Here is a 20,881-nt window from a genome sequence, read left to right on the forward strand (position 1 = left end):
TTTCGCTTCACCGTGTTCGTTGGTTCCCGCGCGCTGGCGCGCTTCTATACGTTGCCCTGGAGAAGTCGATGCGTCGTCTTGCCTTATTCCTACTGCTTGGATTCATGGGGGCGGCGCAGGCCGCGATGGTCAGCCGGCCGGTCGAGTGGACCGAGAACGGCACCACGTTCAAGAGCGTGCTCGTCTATGACGATGCGGTCACCGCCAAACGTCCCGGCCTGGTGATGGTGCCCAACTGGTACGGCGTGAACGACATGGCCGTGGCCAAGGCGAAAATGATCGCCGGCAAGGACTATGTGATTCTGTTGACCGATATGTACGGCGGTACGGTGCGTCCGACCTCCGACGATACGGCCCTGGCCGCGGTAAAGCCGCTTTACGCCGATCGCGGGCTTATGCGCCATCGCATCGTTCGCGCGCTGGACGAGCTGAAGGCGCAGGCGGGCAAGGCGCCCATCGATACCGGTCGCCTCGCGGCCATCGGTTTCTGCTTCGGCGGTTCCGCCGTCCTGGATCTCGCGCGCAGCGGTGCGAACATCGCGGGCGTGGTGTCGTTCCACGGTCTGTTGAGCACCGACGATCCGGCGCTGGCGAAACAGATCAAGGCGAAGGTGCTGGCGCTGAACGGTGCCGACGATACGAACGTGCCCGCCGAGCAGAAAGCCGCGTTCGAGTCGGAGATGCGCGACGCGAAGGTCGACTGGCGTCTGGTCGATTACGGCGGTGCCGTCCACTGCTTCACGGAGAAAGAAGCGGCGAACAAGCCGGGTAACTGCCGTTACGACGAACGCACCGCAACGCGCGCCTATGCGGCGATGCACACGTTCCTCAATGAGGTTTTCGCGAAGTAACAGCATTTGTAGGAGCCCGCAAGCGGGCTCCTACAAGAGTCGTGAGTCAGAAGCGGCGTTCGACCGAATAGTCGGCCAGCGTCGCCAGCGCATCGCGATATTCCGACGGCGGCAGCGCGTCCAGTGCGGCGCGTGCCGCGTCGGCGTGCTGGACGGCCCGTTCGTGCGTGCGGTCGAGCGCACCCGAGTCGCGGATGGCCGCGATGATGCGGTCCAGCGAATCCAGGCCGCCATGTTCGATCGCGTGGCGCAGCGACTGGACTTCTTCCGCGCTTGCCTTCTGCATGGCGTAAATCAGCGGCAGCGTCGGCTTACCTTCGGCCAGATCGTCGCCGATGTTCTTGCCCAGCGTGTCCGCGTCGGAAACGTAATCCAGCAGATCGTCGGCGATCTGGAACGCATAGCCCAGCTCCATGCCATAGCGGCGCAGGGCGGCGATCTGATCTTCGGGCAGGCCGCCCAGTACGCCGCCGAGTTCGGTCGCGGCGGCGAACAGTACCGCTGTCTTGCGCTCGATGACGGCGAGATAGGCAGCTTCGTCGACATCGGCGTTACCGATGTTCAGCAACTGGAGCACCTCGCCTTCGGCGATGGTGTTCGTGGTGTCGGCCAGGATGCGCATGATGCGCATGTCGCCCAGTTCGACCATCAGCTGGAACGAACGGGAATACAGGAAGTCGCCGACCAGCACGCTGGCGGCATTGCCCCATAGGGCATTGGCCGTTTTGCGTCCGCGCCGAAGGTCCGATTCGTCCACCACGTCGTCGTGGAGCAGGGTGGACGTATGGATGAATTCGATGATGGCCGCGAGCTTCGCGTGTTCGCCCCCGTTGTATCCGGCCGCCCGCGCGGCCAGCGTGTGCAGCATCGGCCGCAGGCGTTTGCCGCCGCTGGCGATGATGTGGTCGGCGATCTGGTTGATCAGCACCACGTCGGACGAGAGCCGGCGGCGGATCAGTGCATCGACCTCGGCCATGTCCCCGGCGGCAAGGGCGCGTACGCGGGCGAAATCGACTGGCTGACGGCTTACGGCGAGAGAATCCATGGAGAGCGTTCGTATGCGGCGAATCAGCGCAGATTATAGGGTCTGGGCCGTCATGTCGCCGTTGACGGCTGCGCCATCCGTATAATCGCGGCTCGATCCCTTCCGTTCCGGCGCCCGATCCTACGCGTGAGCAAACTCAGTTCCCTCGAACTCCGCAGCGCACTGACCCTTGCCTGCGTGATCAGCCTGCGCCTGTTCGGACTGTTCCTTATCCTTCCGGTGTTCTCGCTCTATGCCCGGCACATGCCGGGGGCCACGCCGTTCCTTATCGGGCTGGCACTCGGCGTTTACGGCATCGGGCAGATGCTGTTGCAGATTCCCCTGGGCCTGCTGTCCGACCGGATTGGCCGTAAACCGGCGATCACGCTGGGCCTGGTGGTATTCGCCATCGGTGGCGGCGTCGCGGCATTGGCGCAGACGCTGGACGGCATCGTGCTCGGGCGGGCGCTCCAGGGCATGGGCGCCGTGGCGGGCGCGGGTACCGCACTGGCGGCCGATCTGACCGACGAGGACAACCGTGGCAAGGTGATGGGAATCATCGGCGTATCCATTGGCCTGTCCTTCCTGCTGGCGTTGATCCTCGGACCCCCGCTGGAGGCGGTCGCCGGGCTCGGCGGCCTGTTCGGCGCGACATCGATCCTGGCGGTGCTGGCCATCGCCATGCTCTGGCTTCTCGTCCCGACACCCGAGCGTGTCCGGGCACCGGCCGCCGCGTCGGCGCGGGTTGTCCTGAGCATGCTCGGCGACGGCCGCATGCTGGTCCTCAACGGCTCGGTGTTCTTCCTGCATGCCCTGCTGACGGCGAGCTTCGTCGGCCTGCCGTTGCTGTTGGGCGACGTGCTGCACCTGCCGGTCGCGCGGCACTGGGAGCTCTACCTCCCGGTGATGGTCATCGCGGCGCTGGTCATGGGGGCGGCGCTTCCGCGCATGCGCGACGTCCGGCAAAGCCTGCGTATCGTCGTCGGGTGCATCGCCGCGCTTGGACTGGCATTGCTGGGTATGTCGATGGTGGGAACGCAGGTCCTTGCGTTGGGCGTGGCCGCGACCATGTTCTTCTCCGCCTTCAACCTGCTCGAAGCGGCACTGCCCAGCCTCGTGTCGCGACTTGCACCCGAGCATCTGCGCGGGGCGGCGATGGGTGCTTATTCCACGAGCCAGTTCTTCGGCGCGTTTGTCGGTGGCGCGATGGGTGGTGTTGCGCTGGGACAGTTCGGATTGCACGGTGTGTTCGTTGCCGCTGCTGCATTGACGCTTGTCTGGCTACCGTTGACGCTTTGGGGCGCGCAGCGTATTGCCCGATAGAAACTGAAGTAGCGCAGGGGCGACGGTGAGGGTGGGCATGGTTTTTACGCTGCGTTTACGCACCTGCCTGACCCACACGTAGAGCCTTTACGCCCCTCGCGACCACACTTTGCTCCGTGATCCCATCCGGAGTTCCAAGCGTCATGAACGTGATCGATATCGTGCTGCTGGGTGCCGTTCTGGCGCTCGGTGGTTACCTGCTTGTCGCCCTGCTGCATCCCGAGAAATTCTGAGTATGGAAATTCTCATCGCATTCGGTCTGGCGATCCTTCTGGCATGGCCGCTCGGTCGCTATATGGCTGTCGTCATGCAGGGGCGGGCGAGTCGCCTGGACATAGTGTTCGCTCCCGTCGAACGGCTTATCTATCGCTGGCTGCGCGTCGATCCCGCTCGTGGGATGGACTGGCGGAGTTATGCCGCTGCGTTTCTCGGCAGCAATGTCGCGCTGTTCGTACTGGCTTTCACGGTGTTCATGACGCAGGCGTGGCTGCCGTTGAATCCGGACGGCGTGCCCAACATGTCGTGGCATACGGCGTTGCATACGACGATGTCGTTCCTGACCAATACCGATCAGCAGCATTATTCGGGGCAGGCGCAGTTGTCGTACCTGGCACAGATGACCGGCATCGTGACGTTGCAGATGCTTAGTCCCGTCATGGGACTGGCTGCGTTGGTCGCCGTGTTGCGTGGCATCGTGGGTGGACTGAACGTTGCGCAAGCACGCGAAGGCGAACCGCGCGATCTCGGCAACTACTGGGCCGACATGACGCGCGCGACGCTGCGTATCCTTCTTCCGCTTTGTCTGGTCCTGTCGCTGGCGCTTACCTGGCAAGGTGTCCCGGCTACGTTCGGTGGCGCACATCATGCCGTGCCCGTCGACAGTGCGGCAGGCATGGCGTCGCAAACCATTCCGGTCGGCCCGGTATCGCCGATGGTCGCGATCAAGCAGCTGGGTACGAACGGCGGCGGCTGGTACGGCCCGAACAGCGCCGTGCCGCTGGAAAATCCGACGCCGCTTTCGAACCTGCTCGAAGTGGTCTCTATTCCGCTGCTGCCCATGGCCTGCATCTTCATGGCGGGCGCGTTCGTGGGCAGGCGTCGGTTCACGGCGCTGATCTTCGCCGTGATGGGTACGTTGTGCATTGCCCTGACGACGCTTGCCGTGACTTCCGAGCAACATCCGAACGCGGCAGCGCACGGCATCGTGGCCGACGCGCCGAACATGGAAGGAAAAGAGCAGCGTCTCGGCCCGGTCGATTCCGCGCTGTGGGCGGCGTTGACCACACAGGTCAACAATGGCTCGGTCAATGCGATGCACGATTCGATGAACCCGGGTACGGGCCTGGCGACGATGTCCGCGATGCTGATCAACATGGTCTGGGGCGGCATTGGCTGCGGATTGCTGGGGTTCCTCATCTATATGTGGATTACGGCGTTCGTCTGCGGATTGATGACGGGTCGCACGCCAGAGGTCTTCGGGCGCAAGCTCGAAACGCGCGAAATCAAGCTGCTGTCGGCGTTGCTGGTCCTGCAGCCGATCGTGTTGCTGGGACTGACCGCCATCGCCCTTTCGGTTCCGTCGATTACCGGTAATTCGAATCCCGCGTTCCACGGCCTGTCGCAGGTGTTCTACGAGTACACCTCCGCCTATGCGAACAATGGCTCGGGTTTCGCGGGACTGAGTAGCGGCACGGTCTGGTGGGATATGTCGTGCTTCGTCGTGCTTGCCCTCGGCCGCTTCCCGGCGATCCTGATTCCGCTGGCCGTCGCGGGAAGCCTCGCCGCCAAGCGCGCGGCACCCGCCGGCAACGGCACGCTACGCGTCGAAACGCCGACCTTCGGCTTCGCGATGCTCGCGGTAATCGTGCTGTTCGCGCTTCTTTCTTTCATGCCTGTCCTGGTCCTCGGCCCTATTGGCGAGTGGCTGAGCCTGGCCGCTCCTTCGATCCGGTGAACCCATGAATAGCTCCGTCTCCCAATCCGCCGCTACGCGGGGAACACTGGACGCAACCGCCCTGCGCGAAGCCGTTATCGGAAGTGTCGCGAAACTGGCGCCACGTGCCGCGGCGCGCAATCCGGTCATGTTTACCGTGTCGGTCGGCACGGTGATCTGTGCCGCGTTCACCGTACATGCGGCTTTTACTGCCCAGCCTTTTGGATTCTCCGCGGCCGTAACGCTCATTCTTCTGCTGACCGTACTGTTCGCGAATTTCGCGGAAGCGGTCGCTGAGGCACGAGGGCGCGGACAGGCGCAGAGTCTGCGTTCGACGCGCGCCGAACTGAGTGCGCGACGTGTTCGTGCCGATGGCGGCGAAGACATCGTTCCGGCGACCCAGCTGCGTCGCGGCGATCGTGTCCGCGTATCCGCGGGCGAAGCCATTCCCGCCGATGGCGATGTGGTCGAAGGCGTCGCAAGCATCAACGAGGCAGCCGTTACCGGTGAATCCGCCCCCGTGCTGCGCGAAGCCGGTACCGACCGGTCGGGCGTGATCGGCGGTACCTGGGTGCTTTCCGATGTCATCGTCGTCGAGGTCGCGACCGATCCCGGCGACAGCTTCCTCGATCGCATGATTGCGCTCGTCGAAGGCGCAAGCCGGCAGAAGACGCCGAACGAACTTGCACTGACCGTACTTCTGTCCGCGTTGACGATCGTGTTCCTCGCCGTCGTGGCAACGCTGCCGGGGCAGGCTGCCTTCGTCGGTGCGAAAGCCGATGTGGTGCTACTGATCGCTCTGTTGGTCTGCTTGATTCCCACGACGATCGGCGGTCTGTTGCCGGCCATCGGTATCGCGGGCATGAATCGCGCGCTGAAGGCGAACATCATCGCCAAGTCGGGCAAGGCGGTCGAAGTGGCCGGCGATATCGACGTCCTGCTGCTGGACAAGACAGGCACGATTACGCACGGCGATCGTCGCGCGACCGTTTTCGTTCCAGTGGGCGACGTGCGCGATGTGGAACTGCGCGACGCCGCGTTGCTCGCCTCGCTGGCCGACCCGACACCCGAAGGCAAGTCGATCGTCCAGCTGGCCCGCGAGCGCGGTTCGGTTATCGAAGGGCGCGGCGGCGAATTCGTGCCGTTCACCGCGCAGACGCGCATGTCCGGCGTCGACTTCCCCGATGGCCGCGTCCTTCGCAAGGGTTCCAGCGATGCGATGCATACATGGGCGAGTGCGCGCGCCATGGTCATTCCCGGCGATCTGTCGACGGCCGTGGAGCGGATCGCTCGCGCCGGCGGTACGCCGCTCGTGGTGGCGGACGATCGCCGCCTGCTTGGTGTCATCGCGTTGTCCGACGTCGTGAAACACGGTGTGCGCGAACGCTTCGCCCAGCTGCGCGCCATGGGTGTGCGCACGGTCATGATCACGGGCGACAACCCGCTAACCGCCGCGGCCATTGCCGCCGAAGCGGGCGTCGACGATTTCATGGCCGAGGCGCGCCCGGAGGACAAACTCCAGCGCATCCGCGACGAGCAGACCGGCGGCCGCATGGTCGCGATGGTCGGCGACGGTACCAACGATGCGCCGGCGCTGGCACAGGCCGATATCGGCCTTGCCATGAACTCGGGCACGCAGGCGGCGCGCGAAGCCGGCAACATGGTCGACCTGGATTCCGATCCGACCAAGCTGCTCGCGGTAGTGGAGATCGGCAAGCAGTTGCTGATCACCCGTGGCGCGCTGACGACGTTTTCGCTGGCCAACGACGTGGCGAAATACTTCGCCATCATTCCGGCCATTTTCGCGGGAAGCATTCCCGCACTCGGTGCCCTGAACCTGATGCACCTGGCCAGTCCGACCAGCGCGGTGCTCTCCGCACTGGTGTTCAATGCGCTGATCATTCCCGCGTTGATTCCGCTCGCACTGCGCGGTGTACGCGTGCGTCCGATGAGTGCGGAAGCGCTGCTACGCCGGAACCTGCTGATCTACGGAGCGGGCGGTGTCGTGCTGCCCTTCATCGCGATCAAGGCCATCGATCTATTGCTGTCGCCCCTGCTGGGCGCGTGAGGTTTTCCATGAATTCCCGTAACTACTACCTCGAAGACGACGGCATCGACGTCGAGCCCTCGGTGCACGGTATTCCCGGCACGCTGAGCAGCGATAGCGCGGCGCGACGTCCCTCCGTTGTCTGGCCGAGCATCGCGTTCGCCGTGGTTTTCATCGTCATCTGCGGACTGCTCTATCCGTTGGTCGCCACGCTCGCCGGCCACGCACTGTTTCCGGCGCAGGCCGAAGGCAGCCTGCTGCGTAGCCAGGGTCGCGTTGTCGGAAGCGCACTGGTCGCGCAGCCGTTCGTCAGCGACCGCTATCTGTCGCCGCGCCCTTCGGCGGCGGGTTACGACACGCTGACCATGGCCGGCAGCAATCTCGCGCCCAGCAATCCGGATCTCCGCAAGGCGATCTCGGAACGCGCCGCAGCGGTTGCCCTGCGCGAAGGTATCGCGCCGTCGGCCGTGCCGGTCGACCTGGTGACGGTTTCGGGCTCGTCCATCGACCCGGATATCTCGCCCGCCGCCGCCGATGTGCAGGTGGCGCGTATCGCCCGGGCACGCGGCATCAGCCCGGACCAGGTACGGGCTGCCGTTGCCGCCAGCACGCGTCAGCCGACGTTCGGCGTCCTCGGACAGGCACGCGTCAACGTGCTGGAAGCGAACCTCGCGCTGGATCGGGCGACTCCATGAAGGCAACCGGTGTGGGCTACCATGCCGGCATGCCATCCCGGGACGCCATCGCATGACGGGTAACGATCGAAGCGCTCGCGCGGACGCCTTGCTTGATGTCGCGGACGAAGCGCGTGGTGGCGGCCTCAAGGTCTTCCTGGGTGCGGCGCCCGGCGTGGGGAAAACCTACGCCATGCTCTCGGCGGCAATCGAGCTCAAGCGGCAGGGCATCGACGTCGTGGTGGGGTTGGTGGAAACCCATGGCCGCATCGATACGGAGGCGTTGCTGGCGGGTCTCGAGGTGCTGCCGCGCCTCGCCGTGGACTATCAGGGCCGTCGATTCGGGGAGTTCGATCTGGACGCCGCGCTCGCGCGGAAACCAGCCGTCATCCTCGTCGACGAACTGGCTCATCGGAACCTTCCCACCGGTCGTCACCAGCGACGCTGGCAGGACATCGCCGAGCTGATGGAGGCGGGGATCGCCGTCTACAGCACGCTCAACGTGCAACACGTCGAAAGCCTGAACGATCAGGTCCGCCGCATTACCGGCGTGGCGCAGCGCGAAACCGTTCCGGATGCTTTCCTCGACCGGGCGCGCGATATCGTGCTGGTGGATCTGCCGCCGCGCGAACTGATCGAACGGTTGCGCCAGGGCAAGGTGTATCTGCCCGATACGGCGAATCATGCGCTGAACGCATTCTTCTCGCCGGCGAACCTGGCGGCGTTGCGCGAGCTGGCGGTCGAAACCGTCGCGCAGCATGTCGATAGCGAACTGCGCGAACAGATGCTCGCCCATGGCGGAGCCATGCCGGTGCGTCGCCGCGTTCTCGCGGCCATCGACGGATATCCGCACAGCGATTATCTGGTCCGCGTCGCGCGACGGATCGCGGAGCGTCGCGGCACGCCCTGGACTATCGCGTTCGTCGATACCGGCGCGACGTTGTCGGTCGAGCGTCGCGAGACGATCGATGCCGCCATGCGCCTGGCGCGGCGGCTGGGTGGCGATGCCGTCGTATTGCGCGGCCATGCGGTGGCGGAAGAGTTACTTGCCCATGCGGATCGGGAGGGCGTGGCGCAAATCGTCCTGGGACGTACGCGCGAGCGTCCCATCGCGCGCTTTCTGGGTTTGTCGCTCACGCAGCAACTGCTTCGCCGCGGTGCCCATCTCGAACTGACGATTATTGCGACACCCAGCGAGCGCGCCATCGCGCGTCGCCGCCTGCGTATGCCGGGCGGCAAGGGTTCGCGGAGCGAGTACGTGTTCGCGACCGTGGCTGCGCTCATTGCTTTCGGACTGTCGTTCATCGCCGACCGCTATCTATCCGTTGCCAACCTGTCGCTTATTTTTCTCACCGCCGTGCTGATCGTCGCGGTAAGAACGCGGATGGCCGTGGCGGTCTACACCGCGTTGCTGTGTTTTTTCGGATACAACTTTTTCTTCGCGCCGCCGCGTTACACGCTCGCGATAAGCAATCTCGACGACTTGCTCGCCGTATGCCTGTTCCTCGTCGCGGCGCTGGTATGCAGCCGGCTCGCCACGCGCCTGTCCAGTCAGGTGCAGGCGTTACGCAGCGCGCATGCGCAAAGTCGCGCACTGCTTTCGCTGGGCCAGCACCTGACTGCCAGTACCGATGCGGACAGTGTCCGTATGGTGGGTGCCGATGCGCTTTCGCGTTCGCTTCGCTGCACCGCCGCGGTGCTGGTGCGCGAAGCCGACGGCACCATGCGCGTCGGGGCTGCCGCGCCGCATCGTTTCGAACTGGATACGCACGACGGTGCCGCCGCGGACTGGAGCGACCGGCATCGCGAGCCCGCAGGCCGGTACACGGACACGCTCAATGCCTCCGCCAGCTGGGTTCTTCCCCTGGGCGGCGAACCGAGCGTCGGCGTGCTCGCGCTTCGTTTCGCACCCGGCGAGTCCGAGCCGGACATCGAACGCCGGAGCCTGGCATTGGCCATGGCGCAGGATATCGGGCAGGCGCTGCAGCGCGTGCGGTTGTCCGGCGAGCTGGAAAGCTCCCGTCTCGAGGGAGAAACGGAGCGGTTGCGCAATGCGTTGCTGTCGTCGGTGTCGCATGACCTGCGCTCGCCGCTGGCATCGATGATCGGTTCGGCGGGCACGCTCGCCGCTTATTGGGACTCGGTGCCCGCGGGCGAGCGGCGCGAATTGCTCGATGCCATTCTGGGCGAAGGGCAGCGGCTCGATCGTTACATCCAGAATCTTCTGGACATGACCCGCCTGGGCCATGGCGGACTCAAACTCAACCGGGACTGGGTCGATCTGAACGAAGTCGTTGCTTCGGCCACGTCGCGCCTGAGGTCCCCATTCCCCGATACGCGTGTCGAGGCAACGGTCGCTCCGGATATTCCGCTGCTTTACGTCCATCCCGCACTGGTGGAACAGGCGCTGTTCAACGTGCTGGAGAACGCGGCGAAGTTTTCGCCGCCGGACGAGCCCGTTCGTCTCCTTGCGCGCATGGAGAACCAGCGTCTGCTGATCGACGTCAGCGACCGTGGGCCGGGCATCCCGGAAGACGAGCGTCGCCGTATCTTCGACATGTTCTACTCGGTGGCCCGGGGCGATCGCGGCGCGCACAGTACCGGTCTGGGCCTTGCCATCTGTCGCGGCATGATCGGCGCGCACGGCGGTGCCGTGGAAGCCTTGCCCGGAGCCGGGGGGCAGGGCACCACGATCCGTATCTCGCTGCCCATGACGTCCGGTTCGCCCGAATCCGCGCCACAATAGGGGCGTTCCGTCTCATGGCCGCCCGTATGAATGCAGCTCCCCGTGTCCTCGTCATCGACGACGAAACGCAGATCCGTCGTTTTCTCGACATCGGCCTGCGTGCGCAGGGGTACGAGGTTCTGCTCGCGGCCAACGCCGCCGAGGGTCTTGCCATGGCCGCGACGCGGACGCCCGACCTGGTGATTCTCGATATCGGCCTGCCGGACAGGGAAGGGCACGATGTGCTGGCCGAACTGCGGCAGTGGTCGCAGGTGCCGGTGTTGATGCTTTCGGTACGCGATAGCGAAACCGAGAAGGTGCGCGCGCTCGACGCCGGTGCCAACGACTACGTCACCAAGCCTTTCGGCATTCAGGAGCTGATGGCGCGACTGCGCGTACTCCTTCGGCAGAAAGCGCCCGATGGCGCGATCGCGTCGCCGGTCTACGACGACGGTCGATTGCATATCGATTTCGCGCGGCGGGAAGTCAGTCTCGACGGGCAGCCGCTAGCGTTGACGCGGAAAGAATACGGTGTGCTTGCCGCGCTGATCGCGCACCGGGGGCGCGTAGTGACCCAGCAGCACCTGCTTCGCGACCTGTGGGGACCGACCCACGTCGAAGACACCCACTACCTGCGCATCGTCGTGGGGAAGCTCAGGCAGAAGCTTGGCGACGATCCCGCATCGCCCGTATGGCTGAAGACCGAAGCGGGCGTCGGCTACCGGTTCCTCGGTACGGGTTGATCGGAAGGCGCGGGCTCGCCCTGCCGCACATACATACCCTTTGAACACGACGACCGATCCTTGTGTGGGCGGTTACGACGGCATTGTGCGACTTGCATTCGTGGAGGCCACGGGTGGTGTCCACGCCCCGCACTTTTAATTGCGCCGAATTTTCAGAATTGCCTTATCGGCGCGGAGCGTCGCGATCCCGATACTTGTCATCGAGGCGTCGCGGATAGACATCCCCCTGTCCGCACAGCTTCGACCATTTCCTTTTCCTTATTGCAGGATTCACCATGAAAATCTCAACCATCACATTGGCTATCGCCATCACGCTGGGCGCGACCAGCTTCACCGCAGGCGCTGCGGACCTCGATGGTACGATCAATTTCACCGGCTCCCTCACCACGTCCACCTGTCTCATCGAAGGTAAGCCGCCAGGCCAGAATCTCGCGAAGAAAGATGTCGATCTGGGCGGCGTTCCGATTGGCAAGCTGGCTACGGCCGGCGCCACGGCGGGCGACCGTGGATTCAGCATCACGATTGGCGGCAGCGGCGACACCGGTTGCGAGGACGGCAAGCTGGCACGAGTCGGCTTCGATACGAGCAGCCCGCTTCTCGATACGACGACCGGACGTCTGAATGTCGATGCCGGCGGCGCGACGGGCGTGCAGATCGAAGTGGCCAACCAGGACGACGACAAGGCTATTCATATGTTCACCGAGCGGTCGCACCCGGTCGTGATCGCGAACCACACAGCTGTCATTCCTCTTATTGCCCGCTATCACAGCCTGGGTAATCCGGTGGCCGGCACGGCGAACAGCCGCATTGGCTTCAACGTGACATTCGACTGATCGATTAAGTCGATCCGCGCGAGTCCGCGCGGCGGGGCTCGTCGCATGTGCGACGAGCCCCTTCCGGATCAAGGAATATGAACCATGCCTGGTTATAGAAAACTTTTCGTACTCGTCGGCATCGCCGCCTTTTTTGCGTTTTCTTCGTTGCCCACATGGGCGGGCGTTATTATTGGCGGTACGCGTGTCGTTTTTCCGGCGAAAGCCCGGGAAGTGACGGTGAGACTGCAGAACAAGGCCACCGATCCCGCGCTGGTGCAGGCATGGGTGGACAATGGAGACGAACGATCCAGTCCCGACACGGCGGACGCTCCCTTCACGCTATCTCCGCCTATCTTTCGTATGGAGCCAGGCAAGGGGCACTCGCTTCGCCTTATCCATACGGGCGAGCCGTTGCCTACGGACAAGGAAACCCTGTTCTGGCTTAACGTTCTCGAGGTTCCACCCAAACCGAAAGACGCCGCGGGGCAGAATATTCTGCAGTTCGCGTTTCGTATCCGGATCAAGCTGTTCTACCGGCCGGAAAATCTGGCTTATGCGTCCGTCGAAGCGCCGCAGAAACTCACCTGGACCCTGATTCGCGAAGGCCAGGAAGTCCAGCTCGAAGTCACCAATCCTACGCCGTACCACGTCACGTTCAGCGACGTTGCCCTGGTATCCGGTAGCCAGCGCTTCGCCAAGCGCGAAGCAGGTGGCGGAATGGTTTCGCCGGGCGAAAAAACTCGTTTCCCGATCGTCGGTGTCGATGCTTCCGCAAAGGAACTCACCGTCGAGTTCAAGACGATCAACGATTACGGTGCGATGGTTTCCGCGAACGCGCATCTGACTCATTAACTACCTGCCGACGCTCCATCGGCGCCGTAAGCAAGTTCCCTGCTCGGCCGCTAACTGCGGTGGATCGGACGCGCCTGCGCGACCGCCGCGAATGACTAATGGACTGGACACAATGCGACCGCGACTGAGCATCACTACCCCAAGGCATGCGGAACGACCGCATGTCCTCGGCGCTTTTATCCACGCCGCGCTTCTCGCAGGCGTCAGCGGCACGGCCGTTGCCGCCGAAACGAGCGTGAATGACGAAGCGGTTGAGTTCGATAGCCGGTTCTTTCCGACGGGCAGCCGTGCGGCTGCCGATGTATCGCGGTTTGGCCGGGCCAATGTCGTACTGCCCGACGTCTATTCCGTGGACGTGTACTTCAATGGCGAACGGAAGGGGCAACGCGATGTGCGTTTCGCCGTCATTGACGACAATATGGGCGCCCGACCATGCATCGCGCGCAACTGGCTTATTGAATACGGAGCCAAAGCGGGTGACGTGACCCTTCCCGCATCCCGTAGCGAAAGCCCGGCATGCGAGACCATCGACCAGATTATTCCCGGTGCCACGGCGAACTTCGACGTCTCGGACCAGACGCTCGAACTCACGGTTCCCCAGGTTTACGTCAATCGTCTGCCGCGCGGTTACGTGCCTCCCGAACTGTGGGATCCGGGTATCGATGCCGGTCTGTTGTCTTATCGGGCCAGCTCATATCGAACAACGACTGGTCGCAGTTCCACGACAACGTCATATGTCGGCCTGGACGCGGGGGCCAATCTGCGCGGTTGGCATTTTCGTCATACCGGCACGTTGAACGCAGTGTCTGGCAACGGTATCCGTTACCAGAAGAATGCCAGCTACGTGCATCGCGACCTGCCCTCGATGGGCGCGCAGCTATACCTCGGCGATACCTATACCGACGGCAGCATGTTCGACAGCCTCCGCGTGCGGGGTGTGCGGCTTGCCAGGGATCAGCGCATGTTGCCGGGATCGCGCAACGGCTACGCGCCGGTCATTCGAGGCGTGGCCGCGACGAATGCGCGGGTAGCGGTGACGCAGCGCGGCATCAGCCTTTATGAAACCACCGTACCTCCTGGGCCTTTCGTCATCGACGATCTTTATCCGACAGGTTACGGTGGCGACCTCGACGTGACCGTGACCGAGGCGGACGGTCGCCGCGTTGAGTTCAAGGTGCCGTATGCCGCAACGCCGAATCTCTTGCGGGAGGGACAGACGGACTATGCCGTCAGTGCCGGCCATCTGAACGAAGTGGAGCAGGTGGAGCGGCCCTATATCGCGCAGGCCACGCTCCGTCACGGTATCAGCAACAACGTCACGGGCTATGTTGGCGGCGTGATGTCGCGTGGCTATGGCGCATATCAGTTCGGCGCGGCGTTCAACTCGCGCATCGGCGCGCTATCGGCCGATATCACCTATGCGCGGGCGAACGTACCCGGCCTCGGTGTGTCCAATGGGCATAGTGTGCAGCTCCGTTACAGCAAGACATTTTCCGAAAGCGGCACGATCTTCGCCCTTGGCGCGTACCGTTATTCCACTGCCAGCTATCTCAGTCTTCTTGACGCAAGCCGTCTGCGTTCGCTGTATCGGCAGGGAAACGACATCCACGACTACGAACGCATCCGCAGTCGCTTCGAGCTGACGCTCAACCAGTCGTTGGGCGACCGGCGTGGTTCGCTGTTTCTTTCCGGGTCGGCAGAGAGCTTCTGGAATGCGAAACGAAATTCGGTCACGTATTCCGCGGGGTACAGCACGACGATCCGCTCGGCGACCGTCGGTATCGGTGTCCAGCGGGTACGGACGGCGCTGGCGACGACCGGCAGGAGCCGCACGGAAACACGTGCCCAACTCACCCTGTCGTTGCCTCTCGGTAGCGCTCCGCGTTCCCCTTATTTTTCCTCGGAAGTGGGGCACGAGACCTCCGGTGGCAGGCATGTGCGAGCCGGTATCAGCGGAACCGCCGGCAGCATGGGTCAATACAGTTACGCAGGTAGCGCCACGCGCCGCGGCGGCCGGACTTCGATCGAGGCGACGGGGAACTACGCGGCGCCCGTCGCGGACGTCTCCCTCGGTGCCAGCAGCGACGGCGAGATTCGTACCGCGTCGGCGGGTGTTTCAGGTGGTCTCGTGGTGCATGGCGGAGGCGTGACCCTGGCGCAGACGCTTGGCGAAACGATCGCCATTGCCCATGCGCCCGATGCGAAGGGCGCGGTGCTCTCCAACACGCGCGGTGCGAAGCTCGATCGTCGTGGTTACGGTGTGGTCCCGTATCTCACGCCATATCAGATGAACGAGGTCGCGGTCGACCCCGTCGGCACATCGCTCAATGTGGAAATCAAAGCGACCAGTCAACGCGTTGCACCCCATCGCGGCGCCGTCGTGCTGGTGAAGTATGAAACGGTCAACGGACGCGCTCTGCTGGTCAAGACGCGCGCCGATGACGGTCAGACGCTGCCTTTCGGTGCCGAAGTGCTCGATCACCAGGGACAGGTGGTCGGTGTCGTGGGGCAGGGCGGCCGCATCTTCGTACGCGACGGCGGCGATAGCCTCACCCTGACCGTACGTTGGGGCGCCGGTGCCGGTCAGCACTGCGAAATCGCATTGCCTGCCGACCTGCCAAAGACATCCGGTAAGACGCTTACCACCGTCACGTCATCGTGTGCACGAACGACGCCTGTTGCCACGGCTCGTTCGCACTAACCCGTTCACTCGAAGGAAAGCATTGTCCATGATTCATCCAAACAACGCCGCGCCGCACCGACTGCACGCATCGGGCCTGATACTGCTGGCACTCTGTTCGTGTTCCTTACCCGCGCTTGCATCCACGCCAGGTCCTCAACTCCACTTTGCCGTCACTGGGAATCTGATCAGTAGTTGCGGGTTCAGAACGACCAACGTCCTGTTCGATATTGGTGACGTAAAGGCGAGCGACTTCCTCCAGGTGGGCACCGAAGTGGGCAACGCCGAGAACGCCATTGAGTCGACCGGTTGCCACGGTGTAACGAATGTAAAGATGGCGTTCGTGGGCACGGGTGAGCCCGGCTATCCCAATCTTTTCGCTCTCGCTCCCGGCGGCGCCGCAGGTATCGCCGTTAATCTCCAGACGAAGGATGGCAGGCAAGTCAAGCCGGGGGGCAGTCTTAACTGGGCGCCTCAGCCAAACGGGGGCAAGTACCCGTTCAAGGCGAGCTATGTGCGGACGGGCGAGATGAAAGCCGGCGCGGCCAACGCCCAGATCAGGGTGGACATTACCTATGACTAGCAGATCAGGAGTGTTCGCGGTCGCTATGGCCACCGCATGCCTTGCGATCTCGTTCGCGTCGAGTGCCGGTGCATCGGTGCAACCGGGCGCCTCGGAGAGCGTCAATCTCTGGGTGAATGGTCGCATCGTCGGCGGATGCGCGTTCGAAACGGCGGACCTCAAGATACCTCTTGGACAGATCAAGGCGAGCGAACTTCCTGCTGTGGGTGCACCGGGTCCGTGGGTCGAGCGGGCATTTCGCGCGACGGCGTGCGATGCGGTAAACCGTGTCCTGATGAGTTTCGACGGCGTGCCTGACGTCGACGACGCGAATTTGTTCGCCGTGGACGATGCATCGCGAGGCATTGCTATCGAACTGCAGACCGCAGACGGTCGTCCCGTCGTGCCCCGATCCCTTCAGCCGGTGGTCTGGGATCCTCTGCCTGCTCGGGGAGAGTTCGGTTATCGCGCGCGTTACAAGCGCGTGCGCGACATGACCCCAGGCAACGCCGACGCCACGGTAACCGTGGGCATGATGTTCGAGTGATCGTTTGCGATCGGTCGACCCACAGGGAGCGTCCTCTTTTAAACTCATCAATGGATTGATATGAAAATTGTCGCGCTGAGGTTGGCCCTGAGCGTCCTGCCCATGGGTGCTTCAAGCCTCCATGCCGCTCGCGCGGACCGGATCGACGCCAGGGTTCAGGGGCGCCTGACGGGTAGCTGCGGCTTCGACCAGTCGCGCGACGTGAGGTTCGAGCTGGGGGATGTATCTGCGTTGTCACTGCCTGAGGTGGGTGATGTGGGCAGTTGGGTGGCGGGCGATATCGTGACGACAGGATGTTTCGCCGTCGAAAAGATTCTGATGACCTTCAACGCGCCATCCGCCGCAACCGACGGTCATCCGGAACTTTTCTTCGCGTCCGGTGGCTCGAAAGGCGTGGCCATCGAGCTGCAGACGCAGGACGGTCAGGCCATCCTGCCCAACGACACCAACGCGCCACTTATCTGGATGCCCGCCAGTCAGGGAAATCGCTTTGGGCTCCGTGTACGCTACCGTCGCATCGGCGCGCTGGGAGTGGGCGACGCCAATGCCTGCATTGTCGTATTCATCGATTTCGCCTGATGACCGGTCCCCGGTGGGACGCGGGCCGGGCTGGCAAATGCCATCCGCGAAGCCCTTCGTTCGTCCTCCTTCATGCCTCTGGACCCGTCGGCGCGGGTCGGGCAGCCTCAGAGGTCGCGCTCTGGGGCCGTTTCCGGGCAACCGTTTGCAGGCCCCGGACGGATACCGGAAAATAACCGGTCCGATCCGCCCGGCCCGTCGACCCCAGCAGGGGGAGCGTGGTTAGATGGGCGGACTCGACGCCGGTTCGTCCTTCGGGTCGCGGTGAACAGACAGCAAACGAGGGAAATCCATGGCACGCGGCATAAATAAAGTCATCATCGTCGGCAACCTCGGCGCGGACCCGGAAACCCGGTACACCGGCAGCGGTACGGCGATCACAAGCTTGCGCATCGCCACGTCCGAGGCCTGGACCGACAAGGCGAGCGGTGAGAAGCAGGAACGCACCGAGTGGCACCGCGTCAAGCTCTTCGGCAAATTGGCCGAAATCGCAGGCGAATACCTGAAGAAGGGCCGTCAGGTCTATATCGAAGGTTCGCTGCGCACCGACAAGTACACCGATAAAGACGGCGTCGAGCGCTACTCGACCGACATCATCGCCAACGAAATGCAGATGCTCGGCGGCAACGCCGGCGCGGAAGGTGGCGGCGGCTTCGGTGGCGGCCAGGGCAACGCCCGTCCGCAGCAGGCACGCAGCGGTGCAGCCGCTGGTGGCGGTGGCGGTGGCGGTGGCGGTGGCCAGCGTTCGGGCGGTGGCGGCAACTACGGCAACCGCGGCGGCGACGACTACGGCCAGTCGCGCGGCGGCAACGACCGCGGCGCCCCGACGCGCCAGGCACCGCCTCCGGTCAGCAACGAAGGCTTCGACGACGACGATATTCCGTTCTGATCTTCACCACGTCGGCCGTTGCTACGCGGCCTTTGCTACGCATAAATAAAGGCTCTTCACGTATTACCGGAAACGACCTGGCGGGTCAGGTCGCTCTTCGGTCAAGGACAGCCGCTTCACGCTCGTGCGTCGCGGAGGCCGCGGCCGGGTCGGCCCTTGGGCCTTCATGCTGTCCCTTCGGGCACGGGCCGTAGCTCCGCTTTCACTTCGTAAATGAGTCATCGCGGCCCTCAGCTCAGGCGGCCCCAAGGGTCGACCCGGCTGAGGCGCCGCAGGCTGCGTTTTGCTGATTGCAGGCTACTTCGATGGCACGGGACAACTCATATCGCCTTCTTCGCATGTCATGTAGCCCTTGAGGTCGTCGATGCGGCGGCGGGTCAAGCCATCGCGGCATTGAGCCACGAGCATCGGATAAATGCTTCCCTGCGCGCTGGCCGATGTCGTGAAGGTGCACTCGGCGTCGCGAAAAGCCAGCCAGTTCTTCTGCGCCACGAGTAGGAGCTTTGTTTTCTCCTTATCGTCTTTCAGGCGACTGGTGATTTGCCTGTAGACCGTATTGAGTTCTGCGTCGGTCTTCTTGTAAGCCTGGTCGGCACACATGTTCATAGCCGACTGGCTCATGGCGCTAGCGCAATCGTCCGCCTGAGCGGTGGCTACGGGCAGGACTGCGATGAGCGCGAAACACGTGAAGAGCATTCGCATCGGGCTTCCTCCAACGATCGGTTCGGATTATCGCCACCGGCTCGGCGCCGGCTGGAATCGTGATACGTGAAGTGTGGTGACCCTACGTTACGTCGCTTCCCAGTCGCATATTGATGCGAAGGTCGGTAGCCAGTTCGCGCATGGGTTCGTTGTCGCGGGTCTGGGTGATCCATCCTGCGTAATTGCCTTCGTCGGTTTCCCACGCCCATAAGGTGTAACCGAACTGGGCCAGATAGTCGTAGGCCGTAGAAAACAGCGACGCCGCGTCCATGTCGTCATGGAAATCGTCGTCGTCCGGATCGCCATTCCAATCGATGGACAGATTCCAGCGCGCCGCCAGTTCGTCGACAGCCTGCACCAGTGCATGCGTATCGTCGGCATCTACCTGGAAACCCGAGCGCCAGTCGATGATGCGGGCGATCACTTCGACCGGATCGGTGTCTTCAGCCGCCTCGGTCATGGCCTCGCGATACGCCGCGAACTGCTGCATCGCCATATCCTCGTCGCCGGGATTGATCAGGAGCAGCAAATGCCAGATGCGTGCTTCCACCGGATCGCCGCTCTCCTCATCGTGGTCGAGGTCGTGTTCGGAATCGAAATCGTCGTCGAATGAAGTCATGATCGGATCACTGATGGGGGTGGGGCGGCACGCCAGGCAACGTATTATCGCCGGAAGCGTCCCGGCGCAGCTGCCAGAATAGCGGCTTGTCGAACGGCGCCCACCAGGGAGCGCGAACGCCTGCCGCCGAAAGCGCGTCGCGGACCCATTGGTTGCAGGTCGTGAACAGGCTGTAGTGGCCCTGCGCCTCGTAAAACGCATCGTTCTCCCCGTAGCCATGCCCCTCGATCGGGACAGCGCGGCCATTGGCATCCATCGTCGTGCTTGCACGAATGAAAGCCACCAGCCTTCCGTAAGCCTCCGGCGTAAGCGTCAATGCCACCGCGTCCGGCCCCGGAACCGGCGATTTTTCGTACTCGACGTGCATCACGGTCCGATCGAGACCGCTCAGCGCGTAAAGCGCCGTCGACGCATCCAGATCGTTCCACGTCGGCACGTTGAGGAAAAAGGTCCGGTCGCCCCATCCAACCGTCACGACCTCTGGCGAAGAGCCCGATGGACCGTCGGGCGGACGCACGGGAAAAAGCGCCGTCCAGTCCATCGATTCGTTGCGAATGGGCATGGTCAGACCTGCGTGCACGCCGTTGGTCGTCAACCACACAGTGATGCCCCGGTCGGCGTCGTGCCAGTCGCGATTGACGGGAAGCCAGCCCAGCAGCAGGGCGGCGACGAGGTAGACGACGGGAAGCAGAAAAATGGCGAGCATGCCGCGCCACAGGATCGACCATAGCCGGGCGGGTGCCGTGGTCACGGGGCAGTCTTCTGTCTGGGTAATCCCGTTTTCAGATACATCGGCCAGTGCCCTCCGCTGGCGGACAATTCAGGTGTCCGTCAAATCTGGACAAGCTTACACGGCCCCTCACCGTTGCTCCTGCGCAGGCAGCAGCCCAGTGCGGTGCATGCGGTTGTCGCGACCGCATACGATCAACTCTTCGCCGTAGCGCGGTACATCGTTAGCGCACGGCACAGAGCCTGCCGCTACCCTCGTCGCGCCCACGTCGCGCAATCACTGCCTCGTCCTTCCCGATTCACGCGCGCTCCTACCGGTCGCGACGAGGGCAGCGGCAGGCTCTTCCGGGTGTTGGGGTTTGTTGTGGGGAAGAGCGGCAGTTTTCCGCTCTCAGTAAAGCGCACGCGTTTTCGGATCAAGTCGAAAGCGTCCACTCGCCCTCACCGTCATTCCGGCGCACGCCGGAATCCGCGGCGAGGCGGTCGGTTGTCGCGACGACCATGGTCGCTTTAAAAGCGGGAACCTCAGCGTTCGGGCTTGTCCCCGCGTGGTCGCTGCGGACCCCGGCGTACGCCGGGGTGACGGT

The 20,881-nt window shown here is 63.6% G+C and carries 19 protein-coding genes; 15 read left to right on the forward strand and 4 right to left on the reverse strand.

What is annotated here, in order from left to right; genetic code table 11:
* Window positions 1-68: 68 nt before the first annotated feature.
* Window positions 69-851, forward strand: a complete 783-nt coding sequence (locus EC912_RS11145; RefSeq protein WP_132143983.1) for a dienelactone hydrolase family protein — start codon at window positions 69-71, stop codon at window positions 849-851.
* 46 nt (window positions 852-897) lie between these two features.
* On the opposite strand, the gene EC912_RS11150 is transcribed toward EC912_RS11145, so the two are convergent.
* Window positions 898-1,896, reverse strand: a complete 999-nt coding sequence (locus tag EC912_RS11150) for a polyprenyl synthetase family protein (protein WP_132143985.1) — start codon at window positions 1,894-1,896, stop codon at window positions 898-900.
* Between the two features lie 126 nt (window positions 1,897-2,022).
* On the opposite strand from EC912_RS11150, the gene EC912_RS11155 reads away from it, so the two are divergent.
* The 14 genes from EC912_RS11155 (at window position 2,023) to ssb (ending at window position 18,244) form a co-directional block, all read left to right on the forward strand.
* On the forward strand, window positions 2,023-3,198 hold the full coding sequence (locus EC912_RS11155; protein WP_132143987.1) for an MFS transporter: 1,176 nt from the start codon (window positions 2,023-2,025) through the stop codon (window positions 3,196-3,198).
* Window positions 3,199-3,341: 143 nt separating this feature from the next.
* Window positions 3,342-3,431, forward strand: coding sequence for a K(+)-transporting ATPase subunit F (gene kdpF / locus EC912_RS11160; protein ID WP_132143989.1), 90 nt, complete (start codon window positions 3,342-3,344; stop codon window positions 3,429-3,431).
* Between the two features lie 2 nt (window positions 3,432-3,433).
* Entirely contained in the window at window positions 3,434-5,152 is a 1,719-nt protein-coding gene (gene kdpA, locus EC912_RS11165; RefSeq protein WP_132143991.1) for a potassium-transporting ATPase subunit KdpA, read from the forward strand.
* 4 nt (window positions 5,153-5,156) lie between these two features.
* Window positions 5,157-7,199: a potassium-transporting ATPase subunit KdpB gene (gene kdpB, locus EC912_RS11170; RefSeq protein WP_132143993.1), complete on the forward strand. Its 2,043-nt coding sequence runs from the start codon at window positions 5,157-5,159 to the stop codon at window positions 7,197-7,199.
* 83 nt (window positions 7,200-7,282) lie between these two features.
* Window positions 7,283-7,873, forward strand: a complete 591-nt coding sequence (gene kdpC / locus EC912_RS11175) for a potassium-transporting ATPase subunit KdpC (RefSeq protein WP_428993100.1) — start codon at window positions 7,283-7,285, stop codon at window positions 7,871-7,873.
* Between the two features lie 52 nt (window positions 7,874-7,925).
* The gene (locus tag EC912_RS11180) at window positions 7,926-10,598 is read left to right on the forward strand and encodes a sensor histidine kinase (RefSeq protein ID WP_132143997.1); all 2,673 of its coding nucleotides are present in this window, start codon (window positions 7,926-7,928) and stop codon (window positions 10,596-10,598) included.
* Between the two features lie 14 nt (window positions 10,599-10,612).
* Window positions 10,613-11,320: a response regulator gene (locus EC912_RS11185; RefSeq protein WP_243649243.1), complete on the forward strand. Its 708-nt coding sequence runs from the start codon at window positions 10,613-10,615 to the stop codon at window positions 11,318-11,320.
* 275 nt (window positions 11,321-11,595) lie between these two features.
* Entirely contained in the window at window positions 11,596-12,153 is a 558-nt protein-coding gene (locus EC912_RS11190) for a fimbrial protein (RefSeq protein WP_132144001.1), read from the forward strand.
* An 84-nt stretch (window positions 12,154-12,237) separates the two neighbouring features.
* Window positions 12,238-12,987, forward strand: a complete 750-nt coding sequence (locus EC912_RS11195) for a fimbrial biogenesis chaperone (protein ID WP_132144003.1) — start codon at window positions 12,238-12,240, stop codon at window positions 12,985-12,987.
* Window positions 12,988-13,099: 112 nt separating this feature from the next.
* Complete coding sequence (locus tag EC912_RS11200; RefSeq protein ID WP_165973574.1) at window positions 13,100-15,688, forward strand: fimbria/pilus outer membrane usher protein; 2,589 nt, start codon at window positions 13,100-13,102, stop codon at window positions 15,686-15,688.
* Between the two features lie 28 nt (window positions 15,689-15,716).
* Window positions 15,717-16,250 carry a fimbrial protein gene (locus tag EC912_RS11205; protein ID WP_132144007.1) on the forward strand — a complete coding sequence of 178 codons (534 nt, stop codon included), beginning with the start codon at window positions 15,717-15,719 and terminating at the stop codon, window positions 16,248-16,250.
* Window positions 16,243-16,776, forward strand: coding sequence for a fimbrial protein (locus EC912_RS11210; RefSeq protein WP_132144009.1), 534 nt, complete (start codon window positions 16,243-16,245; stop codon window positions 16,774-16,776). Before EC912_RS11205 ends, EC912_RS11210 begins: the two co-directional genes overlap by 8 nt.
* A 60-nt stretch (window positions 16,777-16,836) precedes the next feature.
* A complete protein-coding gene (locus EC912_RS11215) occupies window positions 16,837-17,355 on the forward strand; it encodes a fimbrial protein (protein ID WP_132144011.1) in 519 nt (172 codons plus the stop codon).
* Between the two features lie 292 nt (window positions 17,356-17,647).
* Window positions 17,648-18,244: a single-stranded DNA-binding protein gene (gene ssb / locus EC912_RS11220; RefSeq protein WP_132144013.1), complete on the forward strand. Its 597-nt coding sequence runs from the start codon at window positions 17,648-17,650 to the stop codon at window positions 18,242-18,244.
* Window positions 18,245-18,541: 297 nt separating this feature from the next.
* On the opposite strand, the gene EC912_RS11225 is transcribed toward ssb, so the two are convergent.
* The 3 genes from EC912_RS11225 to EC912_RS11235 all read right to left on the reverse strand — a co-directional run bounded on the left by EC912_RS11225 (window position 18,542) and on the right by EC912_RS11235 (window position 20,316).
* Window positions 18,542-18,865: a lysozyme inhibitor LprI family protein gene (locus tag EC912_RS11225; protein ID WP_207906825.1), complete on the reverse strand. Its 324-nt coding sequence runs from the start codon at window positions 18,863-18,865 to the stop codon at window positions 18,542-18,544.
* 163 nt (window positions 18,866-19,028) lie between these two features.
* Window positions 19,029-19,565 (reverse strand): DUF6630 family protein, encoded by a 537-nt coding sequence (locus EC912_RS11230; protein ID WP_132144017.1) that lies wholly within the window; start codon window positions 19,563-19,565, stop codon window positions 19,029-19,031.
* Window positions 19,566-19,572: 7 nt separating this feature from the next.
* On the reverse strand, window positions 19,573-20,316 hold the full coding sequence (locus tag EC912_RS11235) for a TIGR02117 family protein (protein WP_132144019.1): 744 nt from the start codon (window positions 20,314-20,316) through the stop codon (window positions 19,573-19,575).
* Between the last annotated feature and the right edge of the window lie 565 nt (window positions 20,317-20,881).

The sequence above is a fragment of the Luteibacter rhizovicinus genome (assembly GCF_004342265.1).
In the GTDB taxonomy this organism is placed as follows: Bacteria; Pseudomonadota; Gammaproteobacteria; order Xanthomonadales; family Rhodanobacteraceae; genus Luteibacter; species Luteibacter rhizovicinus_B.

Coding starts and splice junctions, on each gene's coding strand:
- EC912_RS11225 (WP_207906825.1), bottom strand. CDS start 18,865: ATGAGCCAGTCGGCTATGAACATGTGTGCCGACCAGGCTTACAAGAAG.
- EC912_RS11200 (WP_165973574.1), top strand. CDS start 13,100: ATGCGACCGCGACTGAGCATCACTACCCCAAGGCATGCGGAACGACCG.
- EC912_RS11205 (WP_132144007.1), top strand. CDS start 15,717: ATGATTCATCCAAACAACGCCGCGCCGCACCGACTGCACGCATCGGGC.
- EC912_RS11185 (WP_243649243.1), top strand. CDS start 10,613: ATGGCCGCCCGTATGAATGCAGCTCCCCGTGTCCTCGTCATCGACGAC.
- EC912_RS11190 (WP_132144001.1), top strand. CDS start 11,596: ATGAAAATCTCAACCATCACATTGGCTATCGCCATCACGCTGGGCGCG.
- EC912_RS11195 (WP_132144003.1), top strand. CDS start 12,238: ATGCCTGGTTATAGAAAACTTTTCGTACTCGTCGGCATCGCCGCCTTT.
- EC912_RS11180 (WP_132143997.1), top strand. CDS start 7,926: ATGACGGGTAACGATCGAAGCGCTCGCGCGGACGCCTTGCTTGATGTC.
- kdpB (WP_132143993.1), top strand. CDS start 5,157: ATGAATAGCTCCGTCTCCCAATCCGCCGCTACGCGGGGAACACTGGAC.
- ssb (WP_132144013.1), top strand. CDS start 17,648: ATGGCACGCGGCATAAATAAAGTCATCATCGTCGGCAACCTCGGCGCG.
- EC912_RS11145 (WP_132143983.1), top strand. CDS start 69: ATGCGTCGTCTTGCCTTATTCCTACTGCTTGGATTCATGGGGGCGGCG.
- kdpF (WP_132143989.1), top strand. CDS start 3,342: ATGAACGTGATCGATATCGTGCTGCTGGGTGCCGTTCTGGCGCTCGGT.
- EC912_RS11210 (WP_132144009.1), top strand. CDS start 16,243: ATGACTAGCAGATCAGGAGTGTTCGCGGTCGCTATGGCCACCGCATGC.
- kdpA (WP_132143991.1), top strand. CDS start 3,434: ATGGAAATTCTCATCGCATTCGGTCTGGCGATCCTTCTGGCATGGCCG.
- EC912_RS11215 (WP_132144011.1), top strand. CDS start 16,837: ATGAAAATTGTCGCGCTGAGGTTGGCCCTGAGCGTCCTGCCCATGGGT.
- EC912_RS11150 (WP_132143985.1), bottom strand. CDS start 1,896: ATGGATTCTCTCGCCGTAAGCCGTCAGCCAGTCGATTTCGCCCGCGTA.
- EC912_RS11230 (WP_132144017.1), bottom strand. CDS start 19,565: ATGACTTCATTCGACGACGATTTCGATTCCGAACACGACCTCGACCAC.